The 14,340-nt window shown below is 61.5% G+C and carries 14 protein-coding genes; 3 read left to right on the forward strand and 11 right to left on the reverse strand.

Annotated features, from left to right (window positions below):
* Positions 1-10: 10 nt before the first annotated feature.
* Both GIW04_RS09310 and leuS read right to left on the reverse strand, forming a co-directional pair.
* Positions 11-616: an LPS-assembly lipoprotein LptE gene (locus GIW04_RS09310; RefSeq protein ID WP_014720078.1), complete on the reverse strand. Its 606-nt coding sequence runs from the start codon at positions 614-616 to the stop codon at positions 11-13.
* An 88-nt stretch (positions 617-704) separates the two neighbouring features.
* Entirely contained in the window at positions 705-3,311 is a 2,607-nt protein-coding gene (leuS, locus tag GIW04_RS09315) for a leucine--tRNA ligase (RefSeq protein ID WP_120248783.1), read from the reverse strand.
* 261 nt (positions 3,312-3,572) lie between these two features.
* Here leuS and GIW04_RS09320 point away from each other — a divergent pair, with 261 nt between their 5' ends.
* Complete coding sequence (locus tag GIW04_RS09320) at positions 3,573-3,878, forward strand: hypothetical protein (protein WP_120248784.1); 306 nt, start codon at positions 3,573-3,575, stop codon at positions 3,876-3,878.
* 97 nt (positions 3,879-3,975) lie between these two features.
* Complete coding sequence (locus tag GIW04_RS09325; RefSeq protein WP_034126912.1) at positions 3,976-4,737, forward strand: YdcF family protein; 762 nt, start codon at positions 3,976-3,978, stop codon at positions 4,735-4,737.
* A 111-nt stretch (positions 4,738-4,848) separates the two neighbouring features.
* Here GIW04_RS09325 and lnt read toward each other — a convergent pair whose 3' ends face one another.
* The 5 genes from lnt to miaB all read right to left on the reverse strand — a co-directional run bounded on the left by lnt (position 4,849) and on the right by miaB (position 10,277).
* Positions 4,849-6,372, reverse strand: a complete 1,524-nt coding sequence (gene lnt / locus GIW04_RS09330) for an apolipoprotein N-acyltransferase (protein ID WP_034133771.1) — start codon at positions 6,370-6,372, stop codon at positions 4,849-4,851.
* Positions 6,373-6,380: 8 nt separating this feature from the next.
* Positions 6,381-7,220 (reverse strand): HlyC/CorC family transporter, encoded by an 840-nt coding sequence (locus GIW04_RS09335; RefSeq protein WP_003194444.1) that lies wholly within the window; start codon positions 7,218-7,220, stop codon positions 6,381-6,383.
* Between the two features lie 42 nt (positions 7,221-7,262).
* On the reverse strand, positions 7,263-7,721 hold the full coding sequence (ybeY, locus tag GIW04_RS09340) for an rRNA maturation RNase YbeY (protein WP_003194442.1): 459 nt from the start codon (positions 7,719-7,721) through the stop codon (positions 7,263-7,265).
* Entirely contained in the window at positions 7,714-8,718 is a 1,005-nt protein-coding gene (locus tag GIW04_RS09345; RefSeq protein ID WP_003194440.1) for a PhoH family protein, read from the reverse strand. The genes ybeY and GIW04_RS09345 overlap by 8 nt, the downstream gene beginning before the upstream one ends.
* Positions 8,719-8,948: 230 nt before the next feature.
* Positions 8,949-10,277, reverse strand: a complete 1,329-nt coding sequence (gene miaB, locus GIW04_RS09350) for a tRNA (N6-isopentenyl adenosine(37)-C2)-methylthiotransferase MiaB (protein WP_003194438.1) — start codon at positions 10,275-10,277, stop codon at positions 8,949-8,951.
* A gap of 130 nt (positions 10,278-10,407) precedes the next feature.
* Between miaB and GIW04_RS09355 the strand changes: the two genes are divergently transcribed.
* Positions 10,408-10,734 (forward strand): DUF1820 family protein, encoded by a 327-nt coding sequence (locus tag GIW04_RS09355; RefSeq protein WP_120248785.1) that lies wholly within the window; start codon positions 10,408-10,410, stop codon positions 10,732-10,734.
* Between the two features lie 128 nt (positions 10,735-10,862).
* Here GIW04_RS09355 and GIW04_RS09360 read toward each other — a convergent pair whose 3' ends face one another.
* The 4 genes from GIW04_RS09360 to GIW04_RS09375 all read right to left on the reverse strand — a co-directional run.
* Positions 10,863-11,417, reverse strand: a complete 555-nt coding sequence (locus GIW04_RS09360) for a tetratricopeptide repeat protein (RefSeq protein ID WP_003194434.1) — start codon at positions 11,415-11,417, stop codon at positions 10,863-10,865.
* A 225-nt stretch (positions 11,418-11,642) separates the two neighbouring features.
* Positions 11,643-12,926 (reverse strand): glutamate-1-semialdehyde 2,1-aminomutase, encoded by a 1,284-nt coding sequence (gene hemL / locus GIW04_RS09365; protein WP_098950283.1) that lies wholly within the window; start codon positions 12,924-12,926, stop codon positions 11,643-11,645.
* A gap of 11 nt (positions 12,927-12,937) precedes the next feature.
* Positions 12,938-13,567: a thiamine phosphate synthase gene (thiE, locus tag GIW04_RS09370; protein ID WP_034133769.1), complete on the reverse strand. Its 630-nt coding sequence runs from the start codon at positions 13,565-13,567 to the stop codon at positions 12,938-12,940.
* Between the two features lie 30 nt (positions 13,568-13,597).
* Positions 13,598-14,340 (reverse strand): hydroxymethylpyrimidine/phosphomethylpyrimidine kinase (locus tag GIW04_RS09375; protein WP_236478966.1); only part of this gene is annotated, 743 nt, incomplete at its 5' end.

A 14,340-nucleotide genomic window follows, 5' to 3' on the forward strand; every position in this document is an offset into this window, starting at 1 on the left:
CCCGTCTGGCTTACTCGACAGGGACTTCAACAGGCGACTGTTTCGGCGTGTTGTCTTCATATTCCTGCGCGGCTTTCAGGGCGTCGGCGTCAGCCTTGGCCTTGTTGTCGGCCACTTGCTGCAGCTCAGCCAGTTTTTCCGGAGTGAGCATTTGCAGGCGAGTCATCATGCGCTGGATCAGCTCACGACGCATTTCCTTGCGCACCTGGATGGTCTCGGAGTCCGAACCCACCAGGTTGTTGCCATCGTGGCTCACCACTTTCTGCACCTGGATCTTGTCACCCATCAACGGCAACTGATCACGGCCTTGTATTTCGAACATCAGCGCAGTGTTCAACTCGACGTCGGACGCACGGCCAGCACTCGCGTAGCTGATATTGCGCTGGGTTTCTCGCTCATCCGTCAGTATCAGTTTGTAGGTGGCGCCGTTGTACACGTGCACACCGCTGTTTTCCAGGGTCTGGCGCAGCTGGGTGACGGTTTCGCCGTAGGCGTTGCGGGCGCTGACGTCGAGTTCCTTGAGCGACAGCTCATTGGTGCCGGTGCCGCGCAGCTGGAAGCCGCAAGCGCTCAACAGCACGGCAAGGCCCATAACCAGCAGATTGCGTTTGATCATTTTGTTGCTCCCCTTGAAACCAGGTGGGCCTTGTCGGGCCCTAAAGGTTTAGTTCGGCGCAGAGCCCAAGCCCTGCGCCCGATCCGATTTAGCTGGCGACGATATTGACCAGTTTGCCGGGCACCACGATCACCTTGCGGATGGTCAGGCCTTCGGTAAAGCGCAGCACGTTCTCATTGATACGTGCAGCTGCTTCAACCTCTTCACGGCTGGCGCTGGCCGGCATGTCGATCTGGCCACGCAGTTTACCGTTAACCTGGATGACCAGTTGCAGCGTGTCCTGTACCAGGGCGCTGTCATCCTGCACCGGCCAGGCGGCATCGATGACGGCACCGCTGTGGCCCAGGCGGCTCCACAGTTCATGGCTGATGTGCGGCGTGATCGGCGCGAGCAACAGGGTAACTGTTTCCAGGCCTTCCTGGATCAGCGCACGGTCTTGTTCGGTCGCCTGCGGGGCTTTTTCCAGCACGTTCATCAGCGTCATCACCTGGGCGATGGCGGTGTTGAATTTGTGGTTCTGCCCGACGTCCTGGCTGGCCTGGCGAATAGCCAGGTGGATGCTGCGGCGCACGGCTTTCTGCTCGTCGTTCAAGGCGCCGAGGTCCAGCTTGCCCGGCAGGCCCTGGCTGACATGGGCGTGGGCCAGGCGCCAGACGCGCTTGAGGAAGCGGTGCGAGCCTTCGACGCCGGAGTCGGACCATTCGGCGCTCATGTCGGGCGGTGAGGCGAACATCATGAACAGGCGGCAGGTGTCGGCGCCGAACTGATCGATCATCGACTGTGGGTCGACGCCGTTGTTCTTGGACTTGGCCATCTTCTCGGTGCCGCCGATTTCCACCGGCAGGCCGTCGGCCTTCAACTTGGCGCTGATGACCTTGGCTTTGCTGTCACGCTCAAGCTCGACATCCGCCGGGTTGAACCAGGTGTAGGCGCCATTGGCTTCGCGACGATAGTAAGTGTCGGCGATCACCATGCCCTGGGTCAGCAGGTTCTTGAATGGCTCATCGGAGCTCACCAGGCCTTCGTCACGCATCAGCTTGTGGAAGAAACGCGCGTACAGCAGATGGAGGATGGCGTGTTCGATGCCACCGATGTACTGGTCCACCGGCAACCAATGGTCGGCTGCGGATTTCTCCACCAGGCCACCTTCATAGTGCGGCGAGGCATAACGAGCGTAGTACCACGAGGACTCGACGAAGGTGTCCATGGTGTCGGTTTCACGCTTGGCCGGCGCGCCGCATTTAGGGCAGCTGCACTCGTAGAACTCCGGCATGCGTGCCAACGGCGAGCCAGCGCCGTCTGGTACCACGTCTTCTGGCAACACGACCGGCAGTTGGTCTTCCGGTACCGGCACGTCGCCACAGGTTTGGCAGTGGATGATCGGGATCGGGCAGCCCCAGTAGCGCTGGCGGCTGATGCCCCAGTCGCGCAGGCGGAACTGGGTGCGCGAAGCACCGAGGTTCTTCTTGATCAGCGCGACTTCGATGGCGTCGAAGGCGCCCTGGAAGTCCAGGCCGTCAAATTCGCCGGAGTTGATCAGGGTTCCGTGCTCGCCGTAGGCGTCCTGCCACGGGGCCGGGTTGGTGTCGCCCGAGCTGGTACGTACTACCGACTTGATCGGCAGGCTGTATTTGGTGGCGAATTCGAAATCGCGCTCGTCGTGAGCCGGCACGGCCATGACGGCGCCGTCGCCGTAGTGCATCAGCACATAGTTGGCGACCCATACCGGCAGTTTCTCGCCGGTCAGCGGGTGCTCGACGAACAGGCCGGTCGGCAGGCCTTTTTTCTCCTGGGTGGCGACGTCGGCTTCCGCCACGCTGCCGCCCTTGCATTCGGCGATGAACGCCTGCAGCTCGGGGTTGTTCTGTGCCGCCTGGGTGGCCAGCGGGTGTTCGGCGGCGACCGCGACGTAAGTCGCGCCCATCAGCGTATCCGGACGGGTGGTGAAGACTTTCAGGGCGCCCGCTTCGCCGATGGAATCGACGTTATACGGGAACTGCACTTCCATGCCCTTGGATTTGCCGATCCAGTTGCGCTGCATGGTCTTGACCTGTTCAGGCCAGCCCGGCAGATCGTCAAGGCTCGACAACAGTTCATCCGCGTAGGCGGTGATCTTGAAGTAGTACATCGGGATTTCGCGCTTTTCGATCAGCGCGCCGGAACGCCAGCCGCGACCGTCGATGACCTGTTCGTTGGCCAGTACGGTCTGGTCGATCGGGTCCCAGTTCACGGTGCCGCTTTTTTTGTAGATCACGCCTTTTTCGAACAGGCGCGTGAACAGCCATTGTTCCCAGCGGTAGTAATCGGGCTTGCAGGTGGTGACCTCGCGGGACCAGTCCACCGCCAGGCCCAGGCTGCGCAGCTGGGTCTTCATGTAGGCGATGTTTTCGTAGGTCCACTTGGCGGGCGCCACGTTGTTTTTCATCGCGGCGTTTTCTGCCGGCATGCCGAAGGCGTCCCAACCCATGGGTTGCAGCACGTTCTTGCCGAGCATGCGCTGGTAGCGCGAAATCACGTCGCCGATGGTGTAGTTGCGCACGTGCCCCATGTGTAGCTTGCCGCTGGGGTAAGGGAACATCGATAGGCAGTAGTAAGTCTCCTTGCCTGGCTGTTCACTGACTTCAAAGGACTTTTGCTCGTCCCAGAAGGTTTGGGCGGCATTTTCTATTTCACGGGGCTGATATTGTTCGTGCATGGCTACTTTTGAACTGGATAGGGGTGGCCTAATCCTCTTCGGTGCACTGTCCGGGTTGTTCGACACCAAGAAGCGGCGCGTCCGTGCCCAAACCCTGCGGGAAGTGGAGTTACAGGAAGCGCCGTAGCATACATGACCCCACTCTATCGAGGGAAACCCTGATTGCGCGGCAAGGGCCGTCTGTCGCGGCACCGGGCAGGCGCAGCAACGGGGGCTACGCTGTTTAGTGGGGAGCAAGTATTTCTTCAATGAGGTGAGGGGATGGTTGAATCGCAGCGAACTTTAACGAAACCGCAATTGTACGAGGGATTGATCGACCGTTTGGGTCGGGCATTGGATGCCGCAAGAACCGCAGGCCGATTGCGTGATGAGCGGCCTCTGGAGCTGGAGTTGCGAGGCTTGAGCCCGGCGGAGCTTGAATTGATCAATAACTACCTGGCGTTGAATCACGACCGCGCCTCCCATGGGCAGGCTTCCCCGCCCGCTCATTCGGCCAAGGTCATCTGGCTCAAAGACCTGGCGACCGGCCGCGGGCCAGAGAACTTCCGGTCCGTGCGGTGCAAGTGAGCCACGCGTTATCCGTTAGCGTTATCAAAATGTTGTCGGTAAGGATTGTTGCAAAACCCCGTTGCATCTAGGCTTCGGGCATCTTTGGAGATGCCCGATGCCTTTTCGTTATTTCATTAAACAACTGTTGTTGCCGCCCGGTATTTTTCTGCTGTTGTTGGCGTGTGCCTGGTGGTTTCGCCGCAGCCGTCCGCGCCTGGCGGGCTTGTGCTTTGCCCTCGGGCTGGGCGGGATGTGGTTGATCAGCCTGCCAGTGATGGTCCAGTGGGGCGCCCGTGCCCTGGAGACAGAGCCGCCTTTGGCCCGGGAAGACTGGGCCACCTTGGCCCAGCGCGCCGACGCGATTGTGGTGCTGGGCTCGGGGCGCGAGCGCGGGGACATTGCGTGGGGCAGCGACCAGCCCACCGGTATTGGCCTGGAACGTGAGCGTTTTGCCGCGCGGCTGGCCAAGGCATCCGGTTTGCCAGTGCTGACCAGCGGCGGCTTGCACTACGGCACGCCGCCCAGTGAGGCCGAGTTGATGGCCGTGTCGATGCAGGATGACTTCGGTGTCACCGTGCGCTGGAAAGAAGAACGCAGCCGCACTACCTGGGAAAACGCCCAGATGAGCGCCGAGATTTTGTTGCCGCAAGGCATCAAGCGTGTAGTGGTAGTGACCCAGGCCTGGCACATGCCGCGTTCGGTGTGGAGTTTTGAAAAGGCGGGTTTCACCGTGGTGCCAGGGCCGGTGGGCTTTCTGGGTGTGGACCATGGCCGACCGCTGGGTGGCTGGATGCCGGAGGTCAAGGCGGTGTGGCAAAGCGGGCAGTTGATCAATGAAGCGGTGGGGCAGGTGGGGTATCGGTTGTTCTACCGATAGGTGCAACACAGGAGATCAATTGTGGGAGCTGGCTTGCCTGCGATGGCGGTGGGTCAGTGAGCACTCAGGGCACTGATACACCGCCATCGCAGGCAAGCAAGCTCCCACAGGTCAGACTGTTTTGGACATCCTGCCGGCCAGCAATGCCCAGCCAAAGAGCAGCACACACACAATGATCAACGGCCACGAACGCCATTGCAGGTACGGCGTGAGGTTATGCATCGGCACCACCTCCCCATAGAGAATGCCGCGCTCAAACTGCGGGATCTGCGCGGTGATCTGCCCGAACGGGTTGATCAGCCCGGTCACGCCGTTGTTGGTGGCGCGGATCATCCAGCGGCCAGCCTCCAATGCACGCATCTGCGCCATTTGCAGGTGCTGCAGCGGGCCGATGGAGCGGCCGAACCAAGTGTCGTTGCTGATGGTCAGCAGCAGGTCGCTCTGGGCCGACAGGCCGGCGGCGAATTCGGGGTACACCACTTCATAGCAAATGAACGGCGCAATCTGATAACCCTTGGCCTGCAGCATGGCCTGGTCAGAAGGGCCGCGGGCGAAGTCCGACATGGGCAGGTCGAAGAAGGCGATCAGCCCGCGCAACATGTCCTGCAACGGCACGTACTCGCCAAACGGCACCAGTTTCTGCTTGAGGTAGGTGCCGTCGCCTTCACCGACCACGGTGATGCCGTTGAAGTAGCGCTTCTGGTGGTGCACTTCCTGGCGAATCGGTACGCCGGTGATCAGCGCGGTGTCCCGGTCGGCGGCAAACTTGCCCATCATGCCCAGGTAGCCCTCAACGGACTCCTTGAGCACCGGCACGGCGGTTTCCGGCCACACCAGCAGGTCGACGCGCTTGGAGCTCAGGCTCATGTCGCGGTACAGCGCCAACTGTGCATTGAGCTGGTCGGGGTCCCACTTCATGCTTTGCTCGACGTTGCCCTGGATCGCGGCCACGCTCAGCGGCGCGCCAGACGGCGATGTCCAGGCGTGATGCTTGAGCGCCAGGCCAATGGCCCAGGGCGCAACCAGCAATAACAGGCCCGCGCCGATGAAGGCATTGCGCTTGCTCGCCAGCAGGCGCGGCAGGTTGCACAGCAATGCGGCAGTGAGTGCCAGGGCGAAGGAAATCAGCCACATCCCGCCCACTGGCGCGAGGCCGGTCAACGGCCCGTCGAGTTGACTGTAACCGGAGTACAACCACGGGAAACCGGTGAGGAACCAGCCACGAAAGGCTTCCTGGCCGACCCACAACGCGGCGAACGTCAATGCGTCCGCCAGCGGTGCTTCGTTACGGCGCAACCAGCGCGCCCACAGCCAGGCGGGCAGGGCAAAGAACCAGGCGATGGCGGCAGTGAATAGCAGCATCAGGAACCCCGCCAGCAACACCGAAGCGCCGCCGAAGTGGTGGATGCTGTAGTAGATCCAACTGGTGCCGGCACCAAACAGGCCGAAGCCGAAACACCAGCCACGGCCCAGGGCCTGGCGGGGCGAGAGCTCCCGCAGGCCGATATAGAACAGGCCGACCGCTACCAGCGCCAACGGCCAGATATCGAACGGCGCCAGCGCCAGAGTTGTGATGGCGCCGGCCACCACGGCCAGCAAATTACCGGGCCAGCCGGGTGCGATCATACGGCGCATGTCAGTCCTTAGCGGGCGATAGGTGTCAAACGGATCAGATGGATACGACGGCTATCGGCATTGAGGATGCGGAAGCGATACGCACCGATCTCGGTGGTTTCATTGCGCTTGGGCAAATGCCCGAACGCACTCATCACCAGGCCGCCGACGGTGTCGAACTCATCGTCCGAGAACTCGCTGTCGAAGAACTCGTTGAAGTTCTCGATCGGCGTCAGCGCCTTGATCAGGAAATCACCGCTGGGCAGCGGCTTGATGTAGCTGTCTTCTTCGACGTCGTGCTCGTCTTCGATGTCGCCGACGATCTGCTCCAGCACGTCCTCGATGGTGACCAGGCCGGCCACGCCGCCATATTCGTCAATCACAATGGCCATGTGATTGTGGTTGGCGCGGAACTCGCGCAGCAGCACATTCAGGCGCTTGGACTCCGGCACGAAGGTGGCCGGGCGCAGCAGGTCCTTGATGTTGAAGCTGTCGCCGTTCTCCTTGAGGATCAACGGCAGCAAGTCCTTGGCCAGCAGGACACCCATGACATCGTCATGGCTTTCACCGATCACCGGGTAGCGCGAATGCGCCGAGTCGATCACGGCCGGGAGGAATTCCCGTGGGGTCTGTGTCGCCTTGATGCTGATCATCTGCGAGCGCGGGACCATGATGTCGCGTACTTGCAGGTCAGCCACCTGGATGGCGCCTTCGACGATGGCCAGCGCTTCGCTGTCCAGCAATTTGTTCTGGTGTGCATCGCGCAGCAGCTCCAAGAGCTCCTGGCGGTTTTTCGGCTCGTGGGCAAAAGCCTGGGTCAGTTTACCCAGCCATGACTTCTGCCCGTTGCTCGATCGGTCTTCGCTCATAGCGATTACTCTGAATCCTTTGATATGACAGTTGAGTGTTGATCAGCTTTCGTCGTCTGCATACGGGTCGCGGTGACCCAGTTCTGCAAGCAACGTTCGTTCCAGTGCTTCCATTTCCTCGGCTTCGTCATCGTCTATATGGTCGTAACCCAAGAGATGCAAGCAGCCGTGGATGACTAGATGGGCCCAATGGGCCTCAAGTTCCTTGCCTTGTTCCGCCGCTTCGCGTTCGACCACCGCGACGCAGATCACCAGGTCGCCCAGCAACGGGATATCCAGCAATTCGTCGGGTACGTCGGCGGGGAAGGACAGCACGTTGGTGGCGTAGTCTTTCTGGCGCCAGGTGTGGTTCAGCTCACGGCCTTCGGCCTCGTCCACCAGACGAATGGTCAGCTCCGAGTCGGCGGTGCGCTGGCGCAAGGCCAGTTCACACCATTGGCGGAACTGGGCTTCGCTGGGGGCGGGCGCGTCGGTGGCCAGCTGCAGGTCTAGCTCAAGCATCGTGGCGAGCGTCCTTGGCGGGCGCGTCGTCGCGGTGTTCGAAACGCTCATAGGCTTCGACAATACGCTGCACCAGCGGGTGGCGTACCACGTCCTTGGGCATAAAGTGCGTAAAGCTGATACCCGGCACGTCCTTGAGCACCTCGATCACCTGGCCCAGGCCCGACTTGGTGCCCTTGGGCAGGTCGACCTGGGTGATGTCGCCCGTGATCACGGCGGTTGAGCCGAAACCGATACGGGTGAGGAACATCTTCATCTGCTCGACGGTGGTGTTCTGGCTTTCGTCGAGGATGATGAAGCTGTTGTTGAGCGTACGGCCGCGCATGTAGGCCAGCGGGGCGATCTCGATCACCTGGCGCTCGATCAGCTTGGCCACGTATTCAAACCCGAGCATCTCGTACAGCGCGTCGTAGAGCGGGCGCAGGTACGGGTCGATCTTCTGGGCCAGGTCGCCGGGCAGGAAGCCGAGCTTTTCGCCGGCCTCGACCGCAGGGCGCACCAGCAGGATGCGCCGCACTTGCTCGCGCTCCAGGGCGTCGACGGCGCAGGCCACTGCCAAGTAGGTCTTGCCGGTACCGGCCGGGCCGATGCCGAAGTTGATGTCGTTGCCGAGGATTTCCTTGACGTACTTCTGCTGATTCAAGCCGCGTGGGCGAATCATGCCTTTTTTGGTACGCAAGGCCACGCTGGCTTCGGCCACCGGGTTATTGGCCAGGTCTTGCACAGCCGATTCCTGCAGGTACAGGTGCACGGTCTCCGGCGACAGCTCGCTACCCTTGGTTTCACGGTAGAGACGGCGCAGCAGGTTTTCTGCAGACGTGGTGTGTTGGGGTTCACCAATGAGCTCGAACTGATTGCCGCGGTTGCGGATCTCGATGCTCAGGCGTTGTTCGATCAGGCGCAGGTGCTCGTCGAACTGTCCGCACAGGTTGGCGAAACGGCGAGCCTCAAAAGGCTCGAGGATAAAACGATGGGGTTCTGCTATGGGTGCGTTCAAGGTTGCTTTTAGCCGCCCTTTGGCTGATGAGGTGAGAGAGAGAATAACGCCAGGCGCCGGTGTGCGAAAGCACTTAAATAGCTTGGCCCCACTCTCGATAACCCTGAAGAACCCCTGTGGGAGCTGGCTTGCCTGCGATAGCGGTCGGTCAGTTGGCACATAGGGCACTGATACATCGCTATCGCAGGCAAGCCAGCTCCCACATTTTGATCTTCATCCGGTCAGCGAGATCAGTTGATCAACGAGCCACGCAACGAGTGTGGCTGCGCCGCATCTATGTGCACATCGGCAAACTGGCCGATCAGCGTGGGATTGTCGCAGCGGAAGTTGACGATTCGGTTGTTCTCGGTACGCCCCTGCAATTCACCCGGGTCTTTCTTTGAATAATCGGTGACCAGAATGCGCTGGATCGAACCGACCATTTGTCGGCTGATTTCAAAGCCTTGCTGATTAAGGCGATGTTGCAGCGCGTTCAAACGCTCTTTTTTCAACGCTTCCGGGGTTTCATCCAGCAGGTCGGCAGCCGGGGTGCCCGGGCGCTGGCTGTAGACGAACGAGTAGGAGAAGTCGAAACCGACGTCTTCGATCAGCTTCATGGTCTGCTGGAAGTCTTTCTCGGTTTCGCCCGGGAAGCCGACGATAAAGTCCGAACTGATGCAGATGCCCGGCACGGCGGCGCGCAGTTTGCGCAATTTGGATTTGTATTCCAGCGCGGTGTGGTTGCGCTTCATCGCCGACAGAATGCGGTCCGAACCTGATTGCACCGGCAAGTGCAGGTGCTTGACCAGCTCTGGCACTTCGGCGTGGGCCTGGATCAGGCTGTCGGAAAACTCCAGCGGGTGCGAGGTGGTGTAGCGGATACGCTCGATGCCATCGACAGCGGCGACCACGCGGATCAATTCCGCCAGGTCGGCCAGGCGGCCGTCATCGGTCTGGCCACGGTAGCCGTTGACGTTCTGGCCCAGCAAGGTGACTTCGCGCACGCCGTTTTCAGCCAGGTGGATGATTTCTGCCAGCACATCGTCAAACGGCCGGCTGACCTCTTCGCCACGGGTGTAAGGCACCACGCAGAAGGTGCAGTACTTGCTGCAACCTTCCATCACCGATACATAGGCGCTCGGTCCGTCGATACGCGGTTCGGGCAGATGGTCGAATTTTTCGATTTCGGGGAACGACACGTCCACCTGCGGCAGCTTGGTGACGCGTGCGGCGTCGATCATTTCCGGCAGGCGGTGCAGCGTTTGCGGGCCGAACACCACATCGACATAGGGCGCGCGGTCACGGATCGCGGCGCCTTCCTGGCTGGCCACGCAACCGCCGACGGCGATCACCATGTCCGGGTTGGCCAGTTTCAATTCGCGCCAGCGGCCCAACTGCGAATACACACGGTCCTGGGCCCGCTCGCGGATCGAGCAGGTATTGAGCAGGATCACGTCGGCATCTTCGGCGCGGGCAGTGACTTCCAGGGCCTGGTGTTCGCCCAGCAAGTCGACCATGCGCGAGCTGTCGTACTCGTTCATCTGGCAACCGTGGGTTTCGATGTAAAGCTTCTTGGCCATGGGAATCGTCAACTGGTGGTAAAGAACCGCGCATTATAGGGGGCATGCCCATTGGTTCCTAGCGCTGTGCATCGGGTGCCATGCTATAGTTCGCGCCCTCTTTTATATCCCCATGTGTTGTTCGCCCACCATGACCAAACGTGAAGCTCCAATCTATAAGGTGATTTTCGTCAACCAGGGCCAGGTGTTCGAAATGTACGCCAAGCAGATCTATCAAAGCGATCTGTGGGGCTTCCTGGAGGTGGAAGAGTTCGTCTTTGGCGAGCGCACCCAGTTGGTGGTCGATCCGGGCGAAGAAAAGCTCAAGGCCCAGTTCGAAGGCGTGGTGCGCAGCTTTGTGCCGATGCATTCGATTGTGCGCATCGATGAAGTCGAGCGCCTGGGGACGCCGAAGATCAGCGAAGCACGGGGCACGAGCAATGTGATGCCGTTTCCGATGCCGATGCCTGAGAAGTAGGGCTTTAGACCGAGTCGCGCCTATCGCAGGCAAGCCAGCTCCCACAGTTGACTGCATTCCAACATTGAAACGCGGTCGAATGTGGGAGCTGGCTTGCCTGCGATAGCGATGTAAGGTCTACAAAAAAATCAGGGAAGGGGTGAGAACGGCGAACGCCCATCGGCGCTCTGCAATTCCTGCAGGTAGTTGCGGAAAATCTGCCCCAGCACCTGGGTCGCCACTTCCAGTTCATCGCGCTGCATGTGCTCGGCGACTTCGTCGGCGGTGTCCAGTGCGTCTTCAGCGCCGTTGACCGCGGCCATTTTCAGCACGATGTACGCCTGGACGTTGTTGGCCGGCACGCCTTCGCCTTTGAAGAACATGTTGCCCAACTGGTATTGCGCTTGGGCGTGGCCCTGCAACGAGGCTTTCTCGAAGTAGCTCAACGCTTTGTTGAGGTCAACGGCCGGGTTCTTGCTGTCGTGGTAGTACTCGCCCAACTCGTATTGCGCCTGTGCATCCCCGTCCTCGGCCTGTTTCTGGCACGCGCTCAGGGCTTCGGCCTGGCTGTCTGGCTGGGTATTGAGGGTGCAACGACCCATCGCTGGGATTAACAACGAGTTGCCGCCGGCCTGGGCATGTGCCAGTAGCGGTTGAAGGAGCAACAGGCAGCCCAGAACCAGGGTGCGGCCGGTGCGTTTCATGGGAATCGACTTACCTCTGACGGGGCGCGGGACCCTCGGGGGAGTCCAATAAGCGCGCATTATGAAATAAGCAGGCCTCTGCTTACAAAGTCTTTACTCGTTTTTCTGCTGCTTGGGCAAGTTATCTGCCGGATTGCAGGGCAATTCTCGAAAAAACCAGGAATTGTCTGTAAGCAAAGTAGCAAATCTGACGCTGCCAGGGGCAACGTCAGAGGTTGCCGTCACTTATTTCAGGGCCGCGAAGGCGCGCTCGGCAGCATCCAGTGTCAATTTCAGTTCGGCTTCGCCATGGGCAATCGAGGTGAAGCCAGCTTCAAAGGCGCTCGGTGCCAGGTACACGCCGCCTTCGAGCATCAGGTGGAAGAAGCGCTTGAACAGCTCGGCATCGCTGCCCATCACGTCATCGAAGGTGACGATATCGTCGGCGCCGCTGAAGTACAGGCCGAACATGCCACCGGCCTGGGTGGTCACGAACGGGATGCCGGCGGCGTCGGCGCGTTGTTGCAGGCCGTCGAGCATGCGTGTGGTGTAGTCGGTGAGCTCGGCGTGGAAGCCCGGGCGGCTGATCAGGCGCAGGGTGGTCAGGCCGGCGGCCATTGCCAGCGGGTTACCCGACAAGGTGCCTGCCTGGTAGACCGGGCCGAGCGGGGCGATGTGTTGCATGATCTCGCGCTTGCCGCCGAAGCAGCCTACCGGCATGCCGCCGCCGATGATCTTGCCGAAGGTGCTCAGGTCTGGCGTGACGCCGTAGTAAGCCTGGGCGCCACCGAGGGCGACCCGGAAACCGGTCATCACTTCGTCAAAAATCAGCACCACGCCATGCTTGTCGCACTGCTCGCGCAGACCCTCAAGGAAACCCGGGGCCGGTGGCACGCAGTTCATGTTGCCGGCAACCGGCTCGACGATGATGCACGCCACGTCCTGGCCGACTTCGCTGAGCATCTGCTCGACGGCCGCGATGTCGTTGAACGGCAGGGTCAGGGTGTGCTTGGCGAACGCCGCAGGTACGCCAGCGGAATTGGGTACGCCTTGGGTCAGCGCGCCGGAGCCGGCTTTTACCAGCAGGCTGTCGGAGTGGCCGTGGTAGCAGCCTTCGAACTTGATGATGTTGTCGCGGCCGGTGAAACCACGGGCCAGGCGGATCGCGCTCATGGTCGCTTCGGTGCCGGAGCTGACCATGCGTACCATCTCCATCGACGGCACGATCGAGCAGACCAGGTCGGCCATCTCGGTTTCCATCGCGGTCGGGGCGCCGTAGGACAAGCCGTGTTGCAGTTGCTGGCGCACCGCGTCGAGCACGTCCGGATGGCTGTGGCCGAGGATCATCGGGCCCCAGGAGCCGACGTAGTCGACATAGCGCTTGTCGTCTTCATCGGTGACGTAGGCGCCTTCGGCATGCTTGAAGAACAGCGGCGTGCCGCCCACGCTCTTGAACGCACGCACGGGGGAGTTCACACCGCCGGGGATGTGTTTCTGGGCGTTGGCAAACAGGGTTTCGGAACGGGACATGGTCGGGCTCTCTAAACTGAAGATTTAAGAAGGACGTTGAACGCGCGGGCGCGGCGGGTGACTTCCTGGGTGCTGTCGGCACCGAACAGGCCGTGGACCACGGCGAGCAGGTCGGCCCCGTGGGCCACCAGCGGCTCGGCGTTTTCCAGGGTGACGCCGCCGATCACGCAGATCGGCAGGTGCAGGCGCTTGCGGGCCTGGGCCAGCATGTCAACGGTGGCGGCAGGTGCGCCGGGTTTGGTCGTGGAATTGAAGAAGCGGCCAAAGGCGACGTAGCTGGCGCCTTCTTTGGCGGCCTGTTCGGCCAGTTCGATCTGGCTGTGACAGGTAGCGCCGATGATCGCCTTGGCGCCGAGCAGTGCCCGGGCCGAGGTCAGCGGGCCGTCGGTCTGGCCCAGGTGCACGCCGACGCCCAGGCGCGCGGCCAGTTCGGCATCGTCGTTGATGATCAATTGAGTCTTGTAGCGCGAGCACAGCTCATACAGCTTTTCGGCTTCACGCAGGCGGCGTGCCTCGTCGCTGCTTTTGTCGCGGTACTGCAACAGGGTGACGCCACCGTCCAGCGCCGCCTCGACGTAGGCGAGGAATTTGCCGGCCAACAGCTGGCTGTCGGTAATGGCGTAAAGGCCGCGTAGTTTCATCGGGCAAACCCCTTGCTGACGAGCGATAAGTTACGAGCAGAAATCCAGCGGCAATCGGCGCGGCACGAACTGGCCCTGGCCGAGTTGTTCGGCATCGCGCAGGGTACGCCACGTGTAGTTGAGGGCCGTTTGCACGGCGCTGGCCAAGCCTTCGCCCTGGGCAATGCGCCCGGCCAGCGCACTGGCCAAGGTGCAACCCGAACCGTGATAACTGCCGGGCAAGCGCTGGCAGGTAAAGGTGTGGCGCGTGCCGTCGCGGCTGTACAGGCGGTTGTGCACTTCGTGCTCGTCGCCATGGCCGCCGGTGATCAGCAGGTGCTTGATGTACGGCAGCAGCTTCTCGGCGCAGTCGTCGGCGCTGCCGTCGGGCAGTTCCGCAAGGATGCGCGCTTCGGGCAGGTTGGGGGTGGCGATCAATGACAGGGGCAGCAGCCGCTCGCGCATCGCATAGCCGACCTCGTCCTTGCCCAGGCTACCGCCGCCGCCGGCGCGCAGCACCGGGTCGCAGACCACCGGCAAATGCGGGTGCGCCTGCAGCAGTTCGACCACGGTGTCGACCATCGCGGTGGAGCCGAGCATGCCCAGCTTGACCGCCGCGACTTCAGAGTCGCCGAGCACGGCATTGGCCTGGGCCAGTACCCACTCACGGTCAAGCACGCGGAAATCACTGACATTGACGGTGTTTTGCACGGTCAACGCGGTGACGGCCGGGGCCGCGTGGCAACCCTGGGCGAGCAGGGCTTCGATATCTGCCTGCAGGCCGGCGCCACCAC

Source organism: Pseudomonas sp. PA-4-8C (genome assembly GCF_021606625.1).
Taxonomy (GTDB): domain Bacteria; phylum Pseudomonadota; class Gammaproteobacteria; order Pseudomonadales; family Pseudomonadaceae; genus Aquipseudomonas; species Aquipseudomonas lactis.